Here is an 18,735-nt window from a genome sequence, read left to right as displayed (position 1 = left end):
CAAGCGCCTCGGGAGAGGCCGTACGGGAGGACGGACTGCCGGAAACCCTTGTACGGGCAGGGTTCCACCCTCACGTACGGTCTGCTCCCGCGGCCCGCACGGACCGGTTTCCGCGGCTCGCCCCGACCGGTCCTGCGACGGTCAGCGCAGGCTGTGCGCCTGGTACGAGGCCGCGGACCACGCGGGCGCTCCTTCGACGGGCGTCAGCGTCACGGTGATCGCGCGCTTGCCCGCCGAGACGCCGGCCGGAATCTGGTGGACGTCCTCGAGCCAGCGGCGTTCGCTGTTGGCGAGCGGTTGCTGCCAGTCGGGCAGCTGCACGCCGTCCACCGAGACCTTCACCTGCTGCCCCGGCTCCCGCTGGTCGGAGAGCCTGCGCAGTTCCACGCCCCGGTTGCCGGGGTCGGTGGCGAGCGTGAAGGACACCGGCGCCCGGGTCGCTCTGGTGTCGGCCGTGAGCGCCGGGGCGTTGTGCAGATCGCCCTCGAAACGCGAGTCGAGGCCCGTCACCGGCCCCGGATCGTCCGAGGTGTAATCGTGCGCGCGCTCGCTGTCGGGGTCCCCGAGGGTCAGCGTGTCGGTGCGGTGGCCGGCCGGCTCGGACCGCCCGTACCAGTACGCGGTCGAGGAGTAGTCCGCCGCCACGTCGTTGGTCGGGCCGTGCTCGATGCCGAAGTCGATCGAGGAGGAGAACGGCACCGCGTCGTGCAGCATCAGACGGAAGGCGCCGGTGCAGTCCTTGCCCGCACCGCAGCCCGTCGCACCGCCCAGGTGGGTCGGGTTCCCGTGCCAAGGGACGGAGAACGTCTCGCGGTTGAAGTACCAGCCGGCCTGGTAGAAGTCCTCGGATCCGGTGCCGTGGATCTGCGGCGTCCGGGACCCGTCCACGTACACCCGCTCGTCGCCCTCCAGGAAGAACCGGGTGGCCGGACCCTCCATGCTGTGCGTGACCCCGGCGAACTTGCCCTGCCCCGAGGCCTTCAGGAAGGTCCAGCTGCGGCCGTCCTCGGTGGGCCCGGCGTGCGAGTCGGTGCGGAAGTGCCCCTGTGCGCCGGTGCGCACCGCGCGGGCGTGCGCGCCCGAGGGCGCGGCGGTGACCTCGGCGTCGCCGGCGGTGATCGCGGTGTCGGTGCCGTTGTGCAGCTCGACGGTGGCCCGCTCGGCGAACGGCATCGGCCACCAGGCGGACAGCGTGCTCGACTCGGCGTCGATCCCGTACATCAGCGAACGGACGTCGTTCATCGCCTGCCCCGAGCCGAAGAACTCTCCGAGCGGGGAGTCGACGGTGCGCTCACCGTCGAAGGAGATCCGCAGCCGGAGCCCTTCGAGGAGCTTGCGTGCGGCTCGTACGTCGGCCAGCTCGTCCTCGTCGAGCGGGTGGGCGAAGGTGCGCTCGCCCTCCCAGGCCTGGCCGGTGATGGTGTAGGCGTGGGCGGCCTCGTCGGCCGTGTCCCCAACATCGACGGTGTCGGTACGGCGCGCCTCGCCGCCGACCAGGCTGTCGGCCCAGTAGGTGAACTCGTTGTAGTCCAGGGAGGAGGACACGAACGCGTTCCGTACGGTGATCCGGGACTTGCCGGCGGTCGCCGACGCGGGAAGGTCGACGCTCTGCTCGCCCCACACTCCGCCGCCGCCCGGCTCGCTCGCGGGCCACTCGGCGACCTTCTCGCCGTCCACGTGGATCGCGGCCACCTGGTCGGCGATCGACGGGTCGAGGCGGCGGGTGAGGCGTACGCCTTCGTTGGCCGGGTCGACGGCGACGGTGAACTCGCTGGAGCCGCCCTCGCCGAAGGCCCGGCCCTCGTCGCTCTCGGTGCGCGGCGCGACGTGCTCGGCCGCCGGCAGCCGCATCTTCAGGGCGGAGAGCAGTCCGGGCCGGTCGGTGCGGGCGAGCGTCTGCGTCTCACCGGGGGCGAGCTTCAGCTCCGCCTTCGTCGTACCGGCTCCGGGAAGCGGCTCCTTCGGATCGGCGGTGCCGGCCTTCCGCAGGGTCCGTACGACGTCCTCGGCCGGGTCGTCCGGGTCGAAGGTCTCGACTCCGTCCGCGTCGGCGAAGGTCCGGTGCGAGACGTGGTGGAAGAGCGGGTTGTGCTCGGTGGTGATCCGCATCGACTCCCGGTACGGCATGGGGACTTCGACGTAGACGCCGCCGGAGCTGTCGTCGGCGTTGCCGACCAGGGGACGGACGAAGGGGGCGCCGAGCTTGCCGTCCACCACGTCCTGCAGCGGGGCGTCGACGACCTTGCGGCCGTCGAGTTCGACAGTGAGGTTCCCGGTGCGGGTGACGTCGCCTTCGTCCCGGGTGAACCAGAGCGCGCCGACCTCGCCGGCGCCGCGGTGCTCGGCGATCACACAGCCCGCCGCGCTCTCGCGCAGACAGGAGTGGCGGCCGTCGAAGCCGTCGTGGTCGTTGCCGCCGGCCCGGTCGAAGCTGGAGAACTGTTTCGTCTGCACACCGGTGGTCAGACCGGGCAGCCGGTCGAGCTCGCGGTAGGTGTCCCAGCCGACCGGGCCCTTGGCGGTAGCGGACGGCCGCGGTCCGGCGGGGTCGGGGTGGGGCGCGGCCTCGGCGTTCGCCGGTGTCCCCAGGGCCGGCCCCAGGGCGACGGCGAGGGCGGCCGCCACGATGCCGCGTGTCCATCTGTGCTGTCGTCTCACGTGTGCCTCCTGCATCGATCGACGGGGGAGGTGCAGAGCGTGCGTTGCGCGATGCATCGTGCAATCGATTTCACAGCAACGAGCCGGAACGTAGAGGTAGTTGGCCTCTGGGTCAACGGTCCGGGACGCGTACGCTCGGATCCGAGCAATCGATTTCACGATGCCGCGGGAGACTCCGCACCGAGTCGGCACCGCACACGCCGGAGGGCCCGCACCCCCGTGGGATGCGGGCCCTCCGTCACGTCGTTGCGACCAGTCGCGCCGGCGCGATCAGGCAGTCACGCGGACCATGTCCGCCTGCGGCCCTTTCTGGCCCTGCGAGATCTCGAACTCGACCCGCTGGCCCTCTTCAAGGGTGCGGTAGCCGTCCATCTGAATCGCGCTGTAGTGGACGAATACATCCGCACCACCGTCGACCGCGATGAAGCCGTACCCCTTCTCCGCGTTGAACCACTTGACGGTGCCCTGAGCCATGCCTAACTCCCCTATTACTGGCCCTTGCACGGAACCGCACTTCACGGATCCGGGTCAGACCTCACCCCCCATGGTTTGGGGGCGTGCGCCGGAACGCGTCGACCGCGGCTGAATGTATCTGCCCAACTGCCGTCTGCAACAGGTCAATCGGACGAGAAATCTGGGCACGCCGCTTCGGGAGTATGCGGAGGATTCCCTGGAACTCAGGGCAAGTCGGGCCCGGCAAAAGGAATATACGGAGCGAATTGCTCGAACACTTTGGCTACTTCTCGTCGCAGCGCCGGGCACTTCTCATATGCTTCCGGCACGCTCCACACTCGGAGCCGAAGCAGCGTTCCCAACTGTACCCCTCTCAACCATGCAGAATTGCCCCCTCCGTTTCTCTCTCGGAGGGGGCAATTCCGGTAACGCGGAGTAACTCAGCAGCCGCCGGCCACCGCGGGGATGATCGAGACGCCGGCGCCGTCGGGGGTCGGGGTCTCCAGGCCCTGCTCGAAGCGGACGTCGTCGTCGTTGACGTAGACGTTCACGAAGCGCCGCAGCTTGCCCTGGTCGTCCAGGACGCGGGCGGCGATCCCCGTGTGGTTCTTCTCCAGATCCGCGATGACCTCGGACAGAGTTCCCCCCTCGGCAGCGACCTCGGACTGACCACCGGTGTAGGTACGCAGGATGGTGGGGATACGGACATTCACGCTCATGTGTGGATCACCTTAATCTCAGCCCCTCTGGGGGTACCCCCGGACGAAGTCTGGGGGAGATTGAGGAGCAGGGGTCCGGGGGCAGCGCCCCCGGTTTCGGGAAGGGGCGGGGCTGGGGACTATTCAGCCAGCCCGGCGGCACGGAACGCGTCAAGCGACGGCTTGATCACCGCAGTCGCCTGCGACGTCGGAGCCACCGCATCCAGCGTCTTGAGCCCGTCCCCCGTATTGAGCACTACCGTGGTCAGAGCAGGATCAAGCGCCCCCGACGCGAGCAGCTTCCGGGTCACACCCACGGTCACCCCACCCGCGGTCTCCGCGAAGATCCCCTCGGTACGAGCAAGCAGCTTGATCGCATCGACCACCTGCTCGTCGTCCACGTCCTCCACCGCCCCGCCCGTACGCCGCGCGATGTCCAGGACGTACGGCCCGTCCGCCGGGTTGCCGATGGCGAGCGACTTGGCGATGGTGTCCGGCTTCTGCGGCCGCACCACGTCGTGGCCGTCCCGGAAGGCGGTCGAGACCGGCGAGCAGCCCTCGGCCTGCGCCCCGAAGATCTTGTACGGCTTGTCCTCGACGAGGCCGAGCGCGATCAGCTCCTTGAGCCCCTTGTCGATCTTCGTGAGCTGCGAGCCGGAGGCCACCGGGATCACCAGCTGGTCGGGCAGCTGCCAGCCGAGCTGCTCGCAGATCTCGTACGCCAGGGTCTTGGAGCCCTCCGCGTAGTACGGGCGGAGGTTGACGTTCACGAAGCCCCAGCCCTCGCCGAGCGAGTCGCCGATGAGCTCGGAGCAGAAGCGGTTCACGTCGTCGTAGTTGCCCTCGATGCCGACGAGGTCGCCGCCGTAGACCGCGGCCATGACGACCTTGCCCTGCTCCAGGTCGTGCGGGATGAAGACGCAGGAGCGGAAGCCGGCGCGGGCGGCGGCGGCGCCGACGGCACCCGCCAGATTGCCCGTGGAGGAGCAGGAGAGCGTGGTGAAGCCGAAGGCGCGGGCCGCCTCGATGGCCTGGGCGACGACGCGGTCCTTGAAGGAGTGGGTCGGATTGCCCGAGTCGTCCTTGATGAACAGGCCGCCGGTGATGCCCAGTTCACGGGCCAGGTTGTCGGCCTTGACCAGCTTGGTCCAGCCCGGATTCAGGTTCGGTTTGCCGGCCACGTCGGCGGGGACGGGCAGCAGCGGCGCGTACCGCCAGACGTTGTCCGGGCCGGCTTCGATCTGCTTGCGCAGCGCCTCGGGGTCGCCGGTGGGCAGCTCGTACGCCACCTCGAGCGGGCCGAAGCACAGCTCGCAGGCGAAGATCGGACCGAGCGGGAAGTGCTCGCCGCACTCGCGACAGGACAGGCCCTTGGCCGGTCCGAGGTCGACGGACGCGGGGGCGGCGTCTGCGGCGGGGGTGGTGGTGACGGCTTCGGCGGATTGCACAGCCATGGAGGCGAGGCCCTTTCTCCTCATCTTTCTCGCGACGCACTTCGCCGTGAGACGGATTTGGCACCTTCCCTAGCCGGGAGCCTCGCTGTGCTGAACACCGAACCCGGAACGCCGTGCGGCGCGGACGGTGGCGAGACCGGCTGGAGGGTTGCCGGGGCTTCAACGGGCCGTTTCCCTCTGCCCCTCTGGATGAGCGGTATGTGGTTGTCTGCGGACGACCCCGGCATGCGACGGTCATCCGCGTTGTTCAAGACTGTAACCGAAGGCAGTCACTGTTGAGATAGTCGTCCGAACGGCGAGATGGATCACAGCCGCACGCCTCGGACCGAACGACGACCACCGGCAGGCAAGGGGACACGGGACGTGCTCGAAGAGGTGGAACGCTGGCTGACCAGGCGTTCCTGGTCGGTGGCCGACCGTTCGACGGAGCAGCTGCTCGCCGCGAAGGCCGGCCGGGGCAGCCGGATCAGTGTGGTCCTGCCGGCGCTCGACGAGCAGGAGACGGTCGGCGAGATCGTCTCGGCGGTCCGGCGCGAGCTGATGAGCCCGGCCGTGCCGCTGGTCGACGAGCTGGTGGTCGTCGACTCCGGTTCCACCGACCGTACGGCCGAGGTCGCGGCCGCGGCGGGCGCGCGAGTGGTGCACCGGGACGCGATCCTGCCGCGGATCCCCGCGCTGCCCGGCAAGGGCGAGGTGCTCTGGCGCTCACTCCTGGTGACCGGCGGCGACATCGTGTGCTTCGTGGACGCGGACCTCAGGGAATTCTCCGGCGACTTCGTGCGCGGCATCGTCGGTCCGCTGCTCACCGACCCGGACGTGCAGTTCGTGAAGGCGATGTACGACCGGCCGCTGGGCTCGGCCGCCGACGAGATCGACGGCGCCGGGCAGGGCGGCCGGGTGACCGAGCTGGTGGCCCGGCCGCTGCTCAATCTGCACTGGCCGCAGCTGGCCGGTTTCGTGCAGCCGCTCGGCGGCGAGTACGCGGTCCGGCGCTCGCTGCTCGAACAGCTCCCCTTCCCCGTCGGCTACGGCGTGGAGCTCGGCCTGCTCGTCGACGCGCTGCACACCGTGGGCCTGGACGCGCTGGCCCAGGTCGACGTCGGCGTACGCAAGCACCGGCACCAGGACAGCCGGGCGCTCGGCCGGATGGCCGCCGCGATCTACCGCACCGCGCAGCTGCGGCTCGCCCGCGGGCATCTGGTCCGGCCACGGCTCACCCAGTTCGAGCGGGGACCGGGCGGATTCGAGCCGCGCACCCGTCCGGTCGACACCGAGGAGCGCCCTCCGATGGGAAATGTCGCCGAGTACCAGGCGCGACGTGTGGCGTAGCCGCTGATTACTGCGTTTATTGCATAAATTCCGCCTTTATGTGGTTCAAACGGACAAATGGAAAGCGGCCGGGAGTCGCCGCACGCTTCACCGGGGCCCTGGCCGCCTCGGCCACCGCCGCGACGGCGCTCGTCGGCGCGGCTGCCTCGCCCGCATCCGCGGACGTGATCGAACCCTTCGCCAAGCGCTACGACGAATCCCTCTACGGCGATTTCAAGACCATCGGCAACACGGTCATGGGCTGCCCGACGACCCCCGCCGACATGGCGGCGCGCTGCGCCGTCGCGGCGAGCGGCGAGGGCTCCGACAACAACAACACCTTCGACATGCAGCGCGTCGACACCGCGGGCACCACCGCAGGATTCGGCTCCAGCACCGGCCAGGTCGAGATCCCGCCCGGCGCGGAGGTGGCGTACGCCCGGCTCTTCTGGGGCGGCAACGACGGCACGTACAAATTCGGCCGGAACCAGCTGCAGCGCTGCGACGTGTCGGGCGCGAACGTCGAGCGCTCGCCCGGCGACCCGCTCGCCGCGGTGCCCGAGGTGGGCGTCGCGGGCGGCGCCTCCGCCAAGGTCTCCCCGGAGAACCTGGTGCAGGACCCGACGACCACCAACGGCCCGCACTACTACACCGGCGAGGCCGATGTGACCTCGCTGTTCAGCGGCGTCACCGGCACCGGAGCGCCCGTCCCGGTCGCCGTCGGCGGCATCTGGGCCCCGAACGGCAAGGGCTGTGTGGCCGGCTGGTCGATGACGGTCGTCTACAAGTACGACGGCCCGAACGAGCAGTACGCGCCGGACCGCCGCAACGTCTATGTGTACGGCGGCCATGTGCTGCAGCGCTCCACCTCTCCGGCCACCACGGTGCGCGTCGACGGCTTCTACCGGACGGCGGGCAAACCGCGGGCGAGCGTCACGGCGTACGAGGGCGACTGGAACACGCCGGGCGACCGCTTCCTGGTCGACGGCGAGAACGTCACCGAGTCGCACACCGGCAACACCAACAACTTCTTCATCAGCGAGGACGACGGCTCGGTCGACCCCAGGTACCGCAACAACCTGAGCATCGACGCCAAGGAGTTCGACGTCCCCGAGGGCGCGATCCCCGAGGGCGCCACGGACGCCGATCTGACCTTCGAGACCAAGGGCGACACCTACGTCCCGTCCGCGCTGGCCTTCTCCGTGCCCGTGCCGGACCTGGAGGTCACCAAGACGGCGAGCCCGGCGAAGGTGCACCCGGGCGACACCGTGACGTACACGGTGAAGGCCAAGAATGTCAGCCGACTCCCGTACCCCAACGCCAAGTTGACCGACGACCTGACCGACACGCTGGACGACGCGACGTACAACAACGACGCGAAGGCCAGCATCGGGCAGATCAGCTACGCCGAGCCGAAGCTCTCCTACGTCGGGGACATCCCGGCCGGCGAGACCGCGACCCTCACCTACTCGGCGACGGTCGACGACCCGATGCGCGGCGACGGAAAGCTGCGCAACGACGTCGACGTGCTGACCCCGCGCTCCAACTGCGACGAGGACAGCACGGACCCGTCCTGCGGCGCGGCGCCCGAGGTCGACCCGTCGCCGCGTCCGGTGCCGGAGCTGACGGTGGAGAGCAGCCCGGAGGACGGCGAGATCCCGCCGTGCACCTCGACCACGAACACCGTGAAGATCAGCAACGAGAGTGCGGACCCCAGGATCGGCGCGGCCTTCGAGTGGCCGGTGCGCAAGGGCGGCAAGCCCGAGGCGAGCAGCGGCGAGATCGTCCGCGAGGGCGCGAAGTACGTGTGGCGCGGCGATGTCGCGGCGAAGAGCACGGTGACGATCACGCAGGAGGTCGAGGCGTCCTGCACCGCCGGCGAGAAGGTCGTGATCCCGGTGACGTCGCGGGTCGAGAAGACCAACTGCCCGTCCGCGGCGAAGCGCCCCGGGAGGGGCGCGGGGGCCTGCACGTCGGTGATCGTCACCGAGCGCGAGCAGCACCGTCCGCCGCCGGCGTCGGAGTCGCCTTCACCTTCGCCTTCGCTTTCTCCTGGTGACGGGCACCACGACGGTGGCGGGCACCACGACGGCGGCGGGCACCTTGCCGCTACCGGTTCCGGTGACAGCACGCTGCTGTACGGCGGGCTCGCCGTGGTGCTCACGGCCCTCGGAGCGTTGACCTTGGCGGTCGGCCGGCGCTCAAAATGAGCCCGTCCGGCGATTGAGGACGAGGCCGCCAGGCCGATGCCTGGAACCGGAGATCGACGCGAACGGACGTTTGCACCCGGCCCGCACCGGCTAGGTAACGCCACATGTCCGATCAAGCAGCGAAGCTGCTCGTAGCGTCGAACCGGGGCCCCGTCTCGTACCGGCTCACCGACACCCACCCCCGCACGCTGGAAGCAAAGCGCGGCGGGGGTGGACTCGTCTCCGGACTCTCCGCGATCGGCTCCGACGCCGCCGCCCTGTGGGTGTGCGCCGCGCTCGGCGACGGCGACCGCGAGGCCGTGGCCCGCGGCGTCGGCGAGCCCGGCGTGCGGATGATCGCGATCGACCCCGAGGTGCAGGCCGACGCGTACAACGGCATCGCGAACTCGGTCCTGTGGTTCGTGCACCACATGCTCTACCAGACGCCGCTGGAGCCGTCGTTCGGCCCGGAGTTCCGCCGCCAGTGGGCGCACTACGAGGCGTACAACCAGGCGTTCGCCGAGACCCTGGCCGCCGAGGCCGCCCCGGGTGCGGCGGTGATCGTGCAGGACTACCACCTCTCGCTCGTCCCCGGCCTGCTGCGCGAACTCCGCGGCGATCTCAGGATCGGCCACTTCTCGCACACCCCGTGGGCGCCCACCGACTACTTCCGGCTGCTCCCCGACGACGTGGCGCGGCAGCTCCTGCGGGGCATGCTCGGCGCGGACCGGCTCGGCTTCCTGACCCGCCGCTGGGCCGATGCCTTCACCGCCTGCTGTACGGACCTGCTGGGCCCGGACGCGCTCGACGGCACCGAGACCGGAGTGCACGGGCTCGGCGCGGACGCCGGCTTCCTGCGCGAGCGCGCACACCGCCCCGACGTCGACGAGCGGATCGCCGCCCTGCGCGAGCAGATCGGCGGCCCCGACCGGCGCACCGTCGTCCGCGTCGACCGCACCGAACTCTCCAAGAACATCGTCCGCGGCCTCCAGGCGTACCGGCTCCTCCTGGAGACCCGCCCCGAGTGGCGCGAGCGCGTCGTGCACCTCGCCTTCGCCTACCCGTCCCGCCAGGACCTGGCCGTCTACCGCGACTACATGACCGAGGTCTCCCGGGTCGCCGATGAGATCAACTCCACGTACGGGACACCCGGTTGGACCCCGGTGGTGCTGCATCTGGAGGACGACTTCGCCCGCTCCCTGGCCTCGTACCGCATCGCGGACGTCGCCCTGGTCAATCCGGTCCGGGACGGCATGAACCTGGTCGCGAAGGAGGTCCCGGTGCTCTCCGACGACGGCTGCGCCCTGGTCCTGTCCCGGGAGGCCGGCGCCGCGGCGGAGCTCTCGGACGACGCGCTCATGGTCAATCCGTACGACATCTCCGCCACGGCCGAGGCCCTCCACCAGGCCCTCTCGATGCCGGCCGCGGAGCGCACGGCCCGCACCGAACGCCTCGCGGCCGCGGCGACGTCCCTGCCTCCGCAGCGCTGGTTCCTGGACCAGCTCAACGCACTGCGCGGTCCCGCGACCTGAGCGCGGGCAGTACCGTCTCGGCCACTCGGTGCGCCTCCTCCAGGAGTGGATTGCCGGACAGGATGAAGGTGTCCACGCCCAAGTCCTGGTACTCCGCGAGGCGTTCGACGACCTGGGCGGTGGAGCCGACGACGGCCGTGCCGGGGCCCGGCCGGAACAAGCTCATCCCGGGCCACAGATTGGGATGCTCCTCCAGTTCCCGGGCGTGCGCGGGCACCTTGCCGCCGTGCTGGCGGAACTGCCGCTGCCAGCCGACCCCGTCCTCGTCCGCCCGCTCGCCGAGCTGCCGGGCGTACGTCTCGTGGCTGGTGACGTCGAGCAGTCGATCGGCCGCCCCCCAGGCCTCCTCCTCGGTGTCGCGGACGATCAGGTGGAGCCGCAGGCCGACGCGCAGGGTGCGACCGTACGCGGCTGCCCGATCGCGGACCCGGTCGAGCTTCTCCTTGAGCAGGTGCGGGGGTTCGCCCCAGGTCAGATACACGTCGACGTGTTCCGCCGCCATCTCGATGCCGGGGGCTGAGGAGCCGCCGAACCAGAGCGGGATGTGCGGCTCCTGCACCGGCCTCAGGTCGCGGAAGGAGGCCCCGGCGTCCTTGAGGTCGTAGAACTCGCCCTTGTGGTCGAAGACTTCACCGGCTGTGAGCCGCTTCACGATCGACCAGTACTCGGCGCTGAGTTCGTAGCGTCGGTCGTGCTCGACCTGGAGGCCGTACTCGCGCAGGGTGCGGGTCGAGCCGTTGACCACGTTGAACCGCAGGCGGCCACCGAAGAGGGTGTCGAAGCTCAGCGCCATCTTGGCCAGCAGCGTCGGCGAGATCAGGCCCGGGTGGACGGCGAGGAGCGGCTTGAAGCGGGTGCTGGTGGACGCTGCGAGCGCGCTGCCGAGCGGCCACACGTCGTAGAGATCGGTGGCGAGGAGCGCGCCGGTGAAGCCCAGGCGCTCGACGGAACCGGCGAGTTGCTGGAGATAGCCCAGGTCGACGGGTCTGCGTCCGGCCGGCTCCCAGGGATAGGCGCCCTCGCGCGGAATGATGTACCAGAGGAATTCGGAAGCCATGTCCGTCCTCCCTCAGCCCTTCGCGGCGGCGGACTGCGCGACCGCATGCGCCACGGTCACCGGGCGGTCGATGAAGCCGGTGCGGACGAATATGTCGGCCGCCTCCTGCTGCTCGGCGAGGAACTCCGCGTCGACCTCCTCGATGCGCCACGGCAGGGCCCGCAGCGCCTCCTCCCAGTCGTCGACCGTGCCGAGCTGGTGATCGGCTGCCAACTGTGCTGCCTCTCGGGTGTGTTCGGCAGCCCAGGCGTCGGCGCGGGCCAGCGCCCGGGTGAGCGCCTCGACGACATCGGGCCGCTGTTCGGCCAGGTCACGGCGGGTGAAGAACACCGAGCGGTCGCTGATCACCTCACCGGTGGGCACCAGGACCCGCAGCCCGCCGGCCCGGCGCGCGGCCGCCAGTTGCGGCCCCTGCGCGACCCAGGCGGCGATCTCGCCCTCGCGCAGCAGCTGTTCGCTGCCCGCGTCGCTGCGGACGGCGGTGATGTCGGAGGCGTAGGAGAGTCCGGCGTCGTCCAGGGCCTTGGCGATCAGATGCGTCTGCCAGGAGCCGATCGCCAGGTGCACGGTGGCGCCCTTGAGGTCGGCGACGGTACGCACGGGACCGCCCTCGGCGACGAGGAGGGCGCCGTGGTCGGGGCGCGGCGCCGAGACCGCGGTGTACACGAGGTCGTGACCGGCCGCCTGCGCGGTGACGGGCGGGGTCGAGCCGGTGCCCCCGAAGTCGATGACGCCCTGGCTGAGCAGCTCGCCGGTGCGGACGCCGTTGGTGTACGGGTGGAAGGCGGCCGTCTCGCCGACGGTGGCGAGTTCTTCGGCGGCGAAGTCGAGGTGGGAGAGGTGGGAGAGGGTCGGGTTGCTGTGGTGCACACCGATGGTGACGGTCATTCAGATCACTCCGGATTCGAGGGGTTCGGCGGGTTCTGCGGGTTCGGCGGAGGCTGCGGGTGCTGCTGCGGATCGAGCAGGTTCTACAGGTGGAGCAGCGACCTCCACCCCCAGGTCGCCGAGCAGTCGTCTGCGCAGCGCGGCGAAGTCCGGGTCCCCGGGATCGCGCGGCCGGGGCACGGTGACGCGCTCGTCGGTGACGAGGCGGCCGTCGCGCAGCACGCACACCCGGTCGGCGAGCCGTACGGCCTCCTCCACGTCGTGCGTGACCAGCAGTACGGCAGGCCGATGCGCCCGGCACAGCTCACCCACCAGGTCCTGCATGCGCAGGCGCGTCAGTGCGTCGAGTGCGGCGAACGGCTCGTCGAGGAGCAGTAGTTCGGGCTCCCGCACCAGCGCGCGGGCGAGCGCGACACGCTGTGCCTCACCCCCCGACAGGGTGGCCGGCCAGGCGTCCGCGTGCCGCTCGAGACCCACCTCGGCGAGCGCCCTGCGGCCGTGCCCGGCCCGGCCGCGCGGCAGGGCGACGGTCACATTGGCGAGCACCCGCTTGGAGGGCACGAGCCGCGGCTCCTGGAAGACGATGGTGCGCGCCTCCGGGACGAGCACCTCTCCCCCGTCGGCACCGTCGAGCGCACCGAGAATCCGCAGCAGCGTCGTCTTCCCGCTGCCACTGGCCCCGAGCAGCGCCACGAACTCGCCCCTGCGGATGGTCAGATCGAGCCCGTCCAGCACGGCCCGCTCCCCGAACACCCTGCGCAGACCCCGTACTTGTACGGCGGTACTCATCGGCCCGCCCCCGCTCCGGGACCCGCTGAGCGCCACGGCATCAGCACCCGTTCCAGGAACCGCACGATCCCGTCGGCCGCCAGGCCGAGCAGCCCGTACACCAGGATGCAGACGGCGAGGATGTCGGTGCGGGCGTAACTCTGTGCCTGGGACATCAGGTAGCCGATCCCCGCGGTGGCGTTGATCTCCTCGGCGGCGATCAGCGCGATCACGCTCAACGTCATCGAAAGGCGCAGACCGGCGAGCAGCGAAGGCAGCGCACCCGGCAGCACGACCTCGCGCACGATGCCGATCCGGCCGACCCCGAAGCTGCGCATCGCCTCGACCAGTTTGCGGTCGGTGTTGCGGACGCCGCCGGCCGTGGAGACGTACATCGGGAAGGTGGTGGCGACCGCGATCAGCAGGATCTTCGCGATCTCGTTGATGCCGAACCAGACCATGAACAGCGGGACGAGCGCCAGGAACGGGATGGTCCGCAGGGTCTGCAGCGAGGAGTCGAGCAGCTCGTCGCCGAGCCGCGTGAAGCCGGTGACGACGCCGAGGGTTAGGCCGGCGGCGAGGCCGATGAGCAGGCCGATCCCGGAGCGGGTCAGCGAGGTGGCGAGCGCGTCGGGCAGCTGGCCGTTGCCCCACAGCTCGCCGGTGGCCCGTACCACGTCGGCCGGCGAGGCCAGCACATCGGGAGTGAGCACCCCGGTCGCCGACGCCACCCACCACAGGGCGAGCAGTGCCAGCGGACCGAGGGCGCGCACGGTCACGGCGTACGTACGGGAACGGGCCCTGTGGGCGGGCGGACGCGGGGCAACCAGGCCGGCGGTGTCCGCAGCGGGCCCTTGCGCCTTGTGCCCTTCCCGGTACGGGAGTCGGGTCGCCGCCATCAGAGCTTCCCGATGTCGAGGACGTGATCGGCGACGGCGACCTCGGTCCTGGTGACCTTCTGCTCGGCGTAGAACTCGGCCGCCTCCTCGAAGCGTGCGATGTCCTTGCCGGTGATCGGCTCGACGGTGCCGCCCCGCCGGGTGAAGTCGATCTGTACGGACTTGGCCTTGCCGGTGAGTGCCTGCGGGCCGGCGTCGGTGTTGACGTTCAGATAGGCCGCCGGGTCCTTCTTCTGCTTGATGCTGGCCGCGTGCAGATATCGGTAGAGGGCCTTGACGACCTCGGGGTGCTGCTTCGCGAACTCGGTGCGCACGGCGGTGAGGCTGTAGTTGTCCGAGCCGACCGACTTGCCGTCGGTGACGAAGTGTGCCTTGCCGGTGCCGAGTTCGGCCACCGAGTAGGCGGCCCAGACCGCCCAGGCGTCGACCTTCCCGGTGTTGAAGACGGACGCGGTCTGGTCGGGCCGCAGGTACACGCGCTCCACCTTGCCGGCGGGGATGCCCTCCTCGGCCAGGGCCTTCAGGAGCAGGTACTCGCCGGTGCCGCCCTTGTTGACCGCGACCTTGCGGCCGACCAGGTCCTTCACCGAGTCGATGCCGGAGCCCTTGCGGGCCAGGATGCCCTCGCCCGCGCCGTCGGGCGCGGTGGCGGTGAAGAACTTGAAGCCGGGTGTCTGGACCAGCGAGGTGATGCCGGAGGTGATGGATCCGGTGGCGATGTCGAGCTGGTCGGCGTTCATGGCCTGCGCGGCCGGTTCGAAGGGGCCCGCGCTGCCCGTCCAGGCGACCTTGGCGTTCACCTTGCCGAGTGCCTTGTCGAGCGATCCGTCCTTCTTGCCGACGGCGAGCACCCCTGCGTTTCCGGGATCGGGGATGCGTACCGTGACCTGCTTGCCGTCCGCGCCGGAGGACGAGTCGGCCGCCGAGGTCCCGCAGGCGGTCAGGGAGGCGAGCGCGGCGACGGACGCGAGGGCGGCGACCGCGGTACGGGGAGCGCGTACGGGGATGTTGGGGATGCGCATGGGAGTCCTCAGGTGTCCTGGCGGGGCGGGGTCAGGGGATGGAGCAGAGGCCGGCCGGGAGTTCCGGCGTCCTGCAGCCGGGACGCGGCCGCCCGGCTCAGCGGCCCGGGATCCACCCACTCGTGCACGTCGACCGGCTCGGGCAGGAAGCCGTGGGCGCGCAGCGCCGCCTCCTGGCGGGCGAGCAGGGCGATCCGGTCCGGCGCGAGACCGGGGTGCAGCGTGCGATGGGTACCGGGACGGTAGGCGGCGAGCACACCGGCCGAACCGGCTCCGGTCTCGGCGCCGAGGATGCGGTTGACCTCGTCCGGGCGGTCCGCGGCCCAGTCGGCCGCGCGCAGCAGCACCGCGAGGAAGCGGTCGACGAGATCGGGGCGTTCGTCGAGCAGGTCCTGGTGGACGGTGATGGGGCGGGGCGTCCCGTTGTTCACGCGGTGTACGGGGTCGGGGAGCAGGTCGAGCTCGACGGCCACCTCGGCGCCGGCGTCGCGGGCCGCCTCGACGGCCAGGGCACCCTTCACGTAGACCGCGTCGACCTCGCCGCGGCGCAGGGCATCCAGTTCGGCCGTCCACTGGCCGGTGCGCCGGCCGGCCGGCACGTCGACCCGCACGGCGTCCTCGAGGCCGAGCCCGGCGGAGGCGAGCGCCCCCTCGAAGCCGCGCAGCGCCATGGCCTGCCAGAAGTCGATGTCCAGGTCGTGCCGCGGGATCGCGAGGCGTCGTCCGCGCAGGGCGCCGGCGCCGCGTATTGCGGAGCCCGGGGCGACGAGCACCGTCTGCCGCTCCTCGATCCAGGTCAGACCGACGAGCCGGGTCCGCTCCCCGCGTGAACGGGCCCACAGAGCAGGCACGTTGCCGCCTTCGCGGAAGAGTCCGGGCAGAGAGTGTGTGTAGTGGGTACGGCGGACGGCCGCGTCCACATCGGGGCCGACGTCCTGGAGGGATCGTACGGCGATGCCGTCGGCGGCGAACTCGTCGGCGAGCAGGTGCCGGTCGGCGGCGATACCGGTCGCGGTCGGGACGGGACAGCGGGTGTACCAGAGCGTTTCGGGGGATGCGGGGGTGGTACGGGGTGCGGAGTCGCGGGGTGCGGGGGCGATCGGCATGGGGCTTCCCGGGGGTTGGGTTGGGGGTGGGCTTCGGCTGCGCGGCCCACGGGTCGGTGGCCGCAGGGCCGGAGCGGGACGGGGTCCGGCGGGGCCGTTGGATCCAGGGGGGCGGTCGCGGGCTCGTCCCGGCGCAGGGGGTGTCGCCCGGTCCTGCCGGTACCGGGCCTGCGGCTGTGGGGCGAGGGCGGCGATCGGTCGGGCGTGACCGGTCGGGTGGCGGCGGTCACGCGGACGCAGTCACGTGTACGGCCCCGCGAGCGGGGCGCGGGCCGTAGAACGCTGAGGAGGCTCGCGGATCAGCGACAGCAGGCGCTGCAGACCCTGCCCAGGTCGATGTGGCGGCGCAGAGTGAGCCCGTACGGAGGGGGCGCGGGCGCGAGCGCGACGGAGACGATGACGGACAACGCGCTGCTCCCTTCGGCCTGCGACACCGGGCGACCGTCGGCCGGCGGCGATGGACGCAGCCTGGCACGGCCGCGGAAACCCGGCAAGCATCTTCCCATGATGTGGGATCGACTGTGAACTCAGTGTGTACTAGCGGGATATGGACCGGATTTCGCTGCCGTAATGTGGGATCGACCGTATGAGATCGACGCCGGGCCGTGACCGACGTCCGCGCACCGACCGGAAGGCCACAGGTGACACCCGTGAGACAGGCCGAGGCCGGGCAACCGCCCGCCGGAGCACAGGCGGTGCGCCGCGCCCTCGACATCCTGCACTGCTTCCACAACAACGCCCCCGACCTGAGCGCATCGGAACTCGCCGGCCGGCTCGGGCTCTCGACCTCGACCGCGCACCGCCTGGCCAGGACCCTGCTCGGCGCCGGATTCCTGGAGCAGGACGCCCGGACCGCGCGCTATCGACTCGGGCCCGCGGTCACCGAGTTGGGCCGTCTCTCGTACCACCAGCGCGGTCTGCACCTGGCCGCACCGGAGCTCACCGAACTCGCCGGGCGCACGGCCGCCACCGTCGACCTGGCGATCCGCAGCGGGCCGCACGCCGTGATCGTGGCCGGGGGCTCGGTCACCCCGAAGGTGGGGCTGCGCCGGCCGCTGCACTCCACGGCCCTGGGCAAGGTGCTGCTCGCCTGGCCCCGGCCGGGCGACGACGGCCCTGAAGCGCTGCCTCCGCTGCGTGCGTTCACCGATCGGACCATCGTGGACGTCGAGGCGTTCACCGCGGAGTTGGAGCAGGTACGGCAGAACTTCTACGCCCTCAACGACGGCGAGTCCGCCCACGGGGTACGCACCCTCGCCGTCCCCGTACTCGACCGCGGCGGCTCCGCCCGCTTCGCGCTCGCCGTCCGGGCGACGCCCGAGGTGATCACCGACGAACGGATGCCCTGGTTCGTCGACCAGGCCCGCATCTGCAGCCGCGCCCTGGAAGTCCTCCTGCTGCCGCCCTCCGAGCGCGGCCCCGCACCCGGCTGAGCACGCCCGCACAGGGCTCACGCAGGCGGGCGACGACCGCGGTTCCTCAGGGGAGTCGGGCGGCTGACTGTCCGGGGAGTCGGGCGGCCAGTTCGGTGAGGAGTGCTGCTACTCCGGGCGGGCCCGGGACCACCAGGTCGGCGCGGGTGGCCAGTTCGGTGACCTCGGTGCTGCCGCTGCAGACGAGGAGGCCGGTGCGGCCCGTACCGTCCGCGCGGAATCGCTCGACCGCGGCGAAGGCAGGCAGGTCGCCGAGGTCGTCGCCCGCGTAGAGGACGCTGCGGGCGTCGTACCGGCGCAGATGGTCGGTGAGGGCGACGCCCTTGTCCATGCCGGGCGGGCGCAGTTCGAGTACGTACCGGCCCGGTTCGACGATCAGGCCGTGGCGGGTCGCGAGCGCGTCCAGCGGGGTGCGCAGCGCGTCGAAGGCGGCCGCGGGGTCGGACGCCCGGCGGGTGTGCACGGCGACCGCCCGGCCCTTCTCCTCGATCCAGCTGTCCTCGCGTCGACCCAACTCGTCCAGTACGGAGGGGAGTTCGGCGAGGGACGCGGCGACGCCCGGGTGCGGGGCGGGGGCCTGGACGGTGCGGGTGACCGCGTCCCAGCGCTCGGCCCCGTAGTGGCCGAGGACCACCAGGTGCTCGAGTCCCGGCGTGCGGTCGAAGCCGCCGTACTCGACGGCCACGGCGGCGGGGCGTCCCGTCACCACGACGACGGAGGCGACCTTGGGGGCGAGCGCGGTCAGCGCCGTGCGGGCGTCGGGGTGGGCGCGGGCGTCCTCCGGGTTCGGCACGATCTCTGCGAGGGTGCCGTCGAAGTCCAGGGCGACGACGGTGCGGTGCGGTTCTTCGCGGACGGACCGCAGGGCCTCGCGTCCGGCGTCGGTGGAGGGTTCGGGCAGCGCGGCGCCGCCGTGCGTCTGGGTCCCCATGCGGGCGACCCTACGCCTCCGGGCGCGGCCGGCGTTAGCGTGGACGCATGGGTGAGGAGCAGGGGCCGCGGTCGCGGCCTGCGGGGTTGTCGGAGCGGGATCTGGCCGTGCTGGCCATGGAGCGGCGGGAGTGGCCTTCGGCCGGGGTGAAGGAGCGGGCGATCCGCGAGGAGCTCGACATGTCGCCCGCGCGGTACTACCAGCGGCTGGGTGCGCTGCTCGACGACGTACGGGCGGTGGCTCATGACCCTGTGACGGTCAACCGCCTCCGCCGCGTACGCGACATCCGTCGCGAAGCGAGGTAGGTCTACTGCAGCCCTTCCGGCATCCCCCAGCCCG

Annotated in this window: 16 protein-coding genes and 1 riboswitch; of the genes, 5 read left to right on the top strand and 11 right to left on the bottom strand. The window is 71.3% G+C overall.

What is annotated here, in order from left to right; all coding sequences use genetic code 11:
- Positions 1-141: 141 nt before the first annotated feature.
- The 4 genes from DY218_RS09740 to thrC all read right to left on the bottom strand — a co-directional run bounded on the left by DY218_RS09740 (position 142) and on the right by thrC (position 5,287).
- Positions 142-2,658 carry a glycoside hydrolase family 172 protein gene (locus DY218_RS09740; protein WP_233521452.1) on the bottom strand — a complete coding sequence of 839 codons (2,517 nt, stop codon included), beginning with the start codon at positions 2,656-2,658 and terminating at the stop codon, positions 142-144.
- Between the two features lie 270 nt (positions 2,659-2,928).
- Positions 2,929-3,132: a cold-shock protein gene (locus tag DY218_RS09735; RefSeq protein ID WP_004986573.1), complete on the bottom strand. Its 204-nt coding sequence runs from the start codon at positions 3,130-3,132 to the stop codon at positions 2,929-2,931.
- Between the two features lie 419 nt (positions 3,133-3,551).
- On the bottom strand, positions 3,552-3,830 hold the full coding sequence (locus DY218_RS09730) for a MoaD/ThiS family protein (RefSeq protein WP_128555528.1): 279 nt from the start codon (positions 3,828-3,830) through the stop codon (positions 3,552-3,554).
- A 119-nt stretch (positions 3,831-3,949) separates the two neighbouring features.
- The gene (gene thrC, locus DY218_RS09725; protein ID WP_128555527.1) at positions 3,950-5,287 is read right to left on the bottom strand and encodes a threonine synthase; all 1,338 of its coding nucleotides are present in this window, start codon (positions 5,285-5,287) and stop codon (positions 3,950-3,952) included.
- Positions 5,281-5,459: riboswitch (SAM riboswitch) on the bottom strand. It overlaps the preceding gene by 7 nt.
- A 167-nt stretch (positions 5,460-5,626) precedes the next feature.
- Here thrC and DY218_RS09720 point away from each other — a divergent pair.
- The 3 genes from DY218_RS09720 (at position 5,627) to DY218_RS09710 (ending at position 10,292) form a co-directional block, all read left to right on the top strand.
- Positions 5,627-6,592 (top strand): glucosyl-3-phosphoglycerate synthase, encoded by a 966-nt coding sequence (locus tag DY218_RS09720; protein ID WP_128555526.1) that lies wholly within the window; start codon positions 5,627-5,629, stop codon positions 6,590-6,592.
- A 38-nt stretch (positions 6,593-6,630) separates the two neighbouring features.
- Positions 6,631-8,781, top strand: coding sequence for a DUF7927 domain-containing protein (locus DY218_RS09715; RefSeq protein ID WP_128555525.1), 2,151 nt, complete (start codon positions 6,631-6,633; stop codon positions 8,779-8,781).
- 104 nt (positions 8,782-8,885) lie between these two features.
- On the top strand, positions 8,886-10,292 hold the full coding sequence (locus DY218_RS09710; protein ID WP_128555524.1) for an alpha,alpha-trehalose-phosphate synthase (UDP-forming): 1,407 nt from the start codon (positions 8,886-8,888) through the stop codon (positions 10,290-10,292).
- Here DY218_RS09710 and DY218_RS09705 read toward each other — a convergent pair.
- Genes DY218_RS09705 through DY218_RS09680 form a run of 6 tightly spaced genes read right to left on the bottom strand, consistent with a single transcriptional unit; the run spans position 10,264 to position 16,032 of the window.
- Positions 10,264-11,349 carry an LLM class flavin-dependent oxidoreductase gene (locus DY218_RS09705; protein ID WP_128555523.1) on the bottom strand — a complete coding sequence of 362 codons (1,086 nt, stop codon included), beginning with the start codon at positions 11,347-11,349 and terminating at the stop codon, positions 10,264-10,266. The genes DY218_RS09710 and DY218_RS09705 overlap by 29 nt on opposite strands.
- 12 nt (positions 11,350-11,361) lie before the next feature.
- A complete protein-coding gene (locus DY218_RS09700; RefSeq protein WP_128555522.1) occupies positions 11,362-12,237 on the bottom strand; it encodes an ABC transporter substrate-binding protein in 876 nt (291 codons plus the stop codon).
- Positions 12,238-13,026 (bottom strand): ABC transporter ATP-binding protein, encoded by a 789-nt coding sequence (locus tag DY218_RS09695; RefSeq protein ID WP_233521451.1) that lies wholly within the window; start codon positions 13,024-13,026, stop codon positions 12,238-12,240.
- The gene (locus DY218_RS09690) at positions 13,023-13,904 is read right to left on the bottom strand and encodes an ABC transporter permease (RefSeq protein WP_128555521.1); all 882 of its coding nucleotides are present in this window, start codon (positions 13,902-13,904) and stop codon (positions 13,023-13,025) included. Before DY218_RS09690 ends, DY218_RS09695 begins: the two co-directional genes overlap by 4 nt.
- Entirely contained in the window at positions 13,904-14,926 is a 1,023-nt protein-coding gene (locus tag DY218_RS09685; RefSeq protein ID WP_128555520.1) for an NrtA/SsuA/CpmA family ABC transporter substrate-binding protein, read from the bottom strand. The genes DY218_RS09690 and DY218_RS09685 overlap by 1 nt, the downstream gene beginning before the upstream one ends.
- Before the next feature lie 8 nt (positions 14,927-14,934).
- A complete protein-coding gene (locus DY218_RS09680) occupies positions 14,935-16,032 on the bottom strand; it encodes an ABC transporter substrate-binding protein (RefSeq protein WP_128555519.1) in 1,098 nt (365 codons plus the stop codon).
- 650 nt (positions 16,033-16,682) lie between these two features.
- Between DY218_RS09680 and DY218_RS09675 the strand changes: the two genes are divergently transcribed.
- Positions 16,683-17,465: an IclR family transcriptional regulator gene (locus DY218_RS09675; RefSeq protein WP_128555518.1), complete on the top strand. Its 783-nt coding sequence runs from the start codon at positions 16,683-16,685 to the stop codon at positions 17,463-17,465.
- A 46-nt stretch (positions 17,466-17,511) separates the two neighbouring features.
- Here the strand turns inward: DY218_RS09675 and otsB are convergent, their stop codons facing one another.
- On the bottom strand, positions 17,512-18,396 hold the full coding sequence (gene otsB, locus DY218_RS09670) for a trehalose-phosphatase (RefSeq protein ID WP_128555517.1): 885 nt from the start codon (positions 18,394-18,396) through the stop codon (positions 17,512-17,514).
- Positions 18,397-18,443: 47 nt separating this feature from the next.
- Here otsB and DY218_RS09665 point away from each other — a divergent pair, with 47 nt between their 5' ends.
- Positions 18,444-18,701, top strand: a complete 258-nt coding sequence (locus DY218_RS09665; RefSeq protein ID WP_128555516.1) for a DUF3263 domain-containing protein — start codon at positions 18,444-18,446, stop codon at positions 18,699-18,701.
- Positions 18,702-18,735 lie beyond the last annotated feature (34 nt).

The organism is Streptomyces triticagri, from assembly GCF_003429565.1.
Classification (GTDB): Bacteria; Actinomycetota; Actinomycetes; order Streptomycetales; family Streptomycetaceae; genus Streptomyces; species Streptomyces triticagri.
This window is presented reverse-complemented; position numbering and strand designations above follow the sequence as displayed.

Excerpts from the sequence above, each read along its gene's own strand:
- DY218_RS09735 (WP_004986573.1), bottom strand. The coding sequence starts at position 3,132 with ATGGCTCAGGGCACCGTCAAGTGGTTCAACGCGGAGAAGGGGTACGGC.
- DY218_RS09730 (WP_128555528.1), bottom strand. The coding sequence starts at position 3,830 with ATGAGCGTGAATGTCCGTATCCCCACCATCCTGCGTACCTACACCGGT.
- thrC (WP_128555527.1), bottom strand. The coding sequence starts at position 5,287 with ATGAGGAGAAAGGGCCTCGCCTCCATGGCTGTGCAATCCGCCGAAGCC.
- DY218_RS09715 (WP_128555525.1), top strand. The coding sequence starts at position 6,631 with ATGTGGTTCAAACGGACAAATGGAAAGCGGCCGGGAGTCGCCGCACGC.
- DY218_RS09710 (WP_128555524.1), top strand. The coding sequence starts at position 8,886 with ATGTCCGATCAAGCAGCGAAGCTGCTCGTAGCGTCGAACCGGGGCCCC.
- DY218_RS09705 (WP_128555523.1), bottom strand. The coding sequence starts at position 11,349 with ATGGCTTCCGAATTCCTCTGGTACATCATTCCGCGCGAGGGCGCCTAT.
- DY218_RS09700 (WP_128555522.1), bottom strand. The coding sequence starts at position 12,237 with ATGACCGTCACCATCGGTGTGCACCACAGCAACCCGACCCTCTCCCAC.
- DY218_RS09695 (WP_233521451.1), bottom strand. The coding sequence starts at position 13,026 with ATGAGTACCGCCGTACAAGTACGGGGTCTGCGCAGGGTGTTCGGGGAG.
- DY218_RS09690 (WP_128555521.1), bottom strand. The coding sequence starts at position 13,904 with ATGGCGGCGACCCGACTCCCGTACCGGGAAGGGCACAAGGCGCAAGGG.
- DY218_RS09685 (WP_128555520.1), bottom strand. The coding sequence starts at position 14,926 with ATGCGCATCCCCAACATCCCCGTACGCGCTCCCCGTACCGCGGTCGCC.
- DY218_RS09680 (WP_128555519.1), bottom strand. The coding sequence starts at position 16,032 with ATGCCGATCGCCCCCGCACCCCGCGACTCCGCACCCCGTACCACCCCC.
- otsB (WP_128555517.1), bottom strand. The coding sequence starts at position 18,396 with ATGGGGACCCAGACGCACGGCGGCGCCGCGCTGCCCGAACCCTCCACC.
- DY218_RS09665 (WP_128555516.1), top strand. The coding sequence starts at position 18,444 with ATGGGTGAGGAGCAGGGGCCGCGGTCGCGGCCTGCGGGGTTGTCGGAG.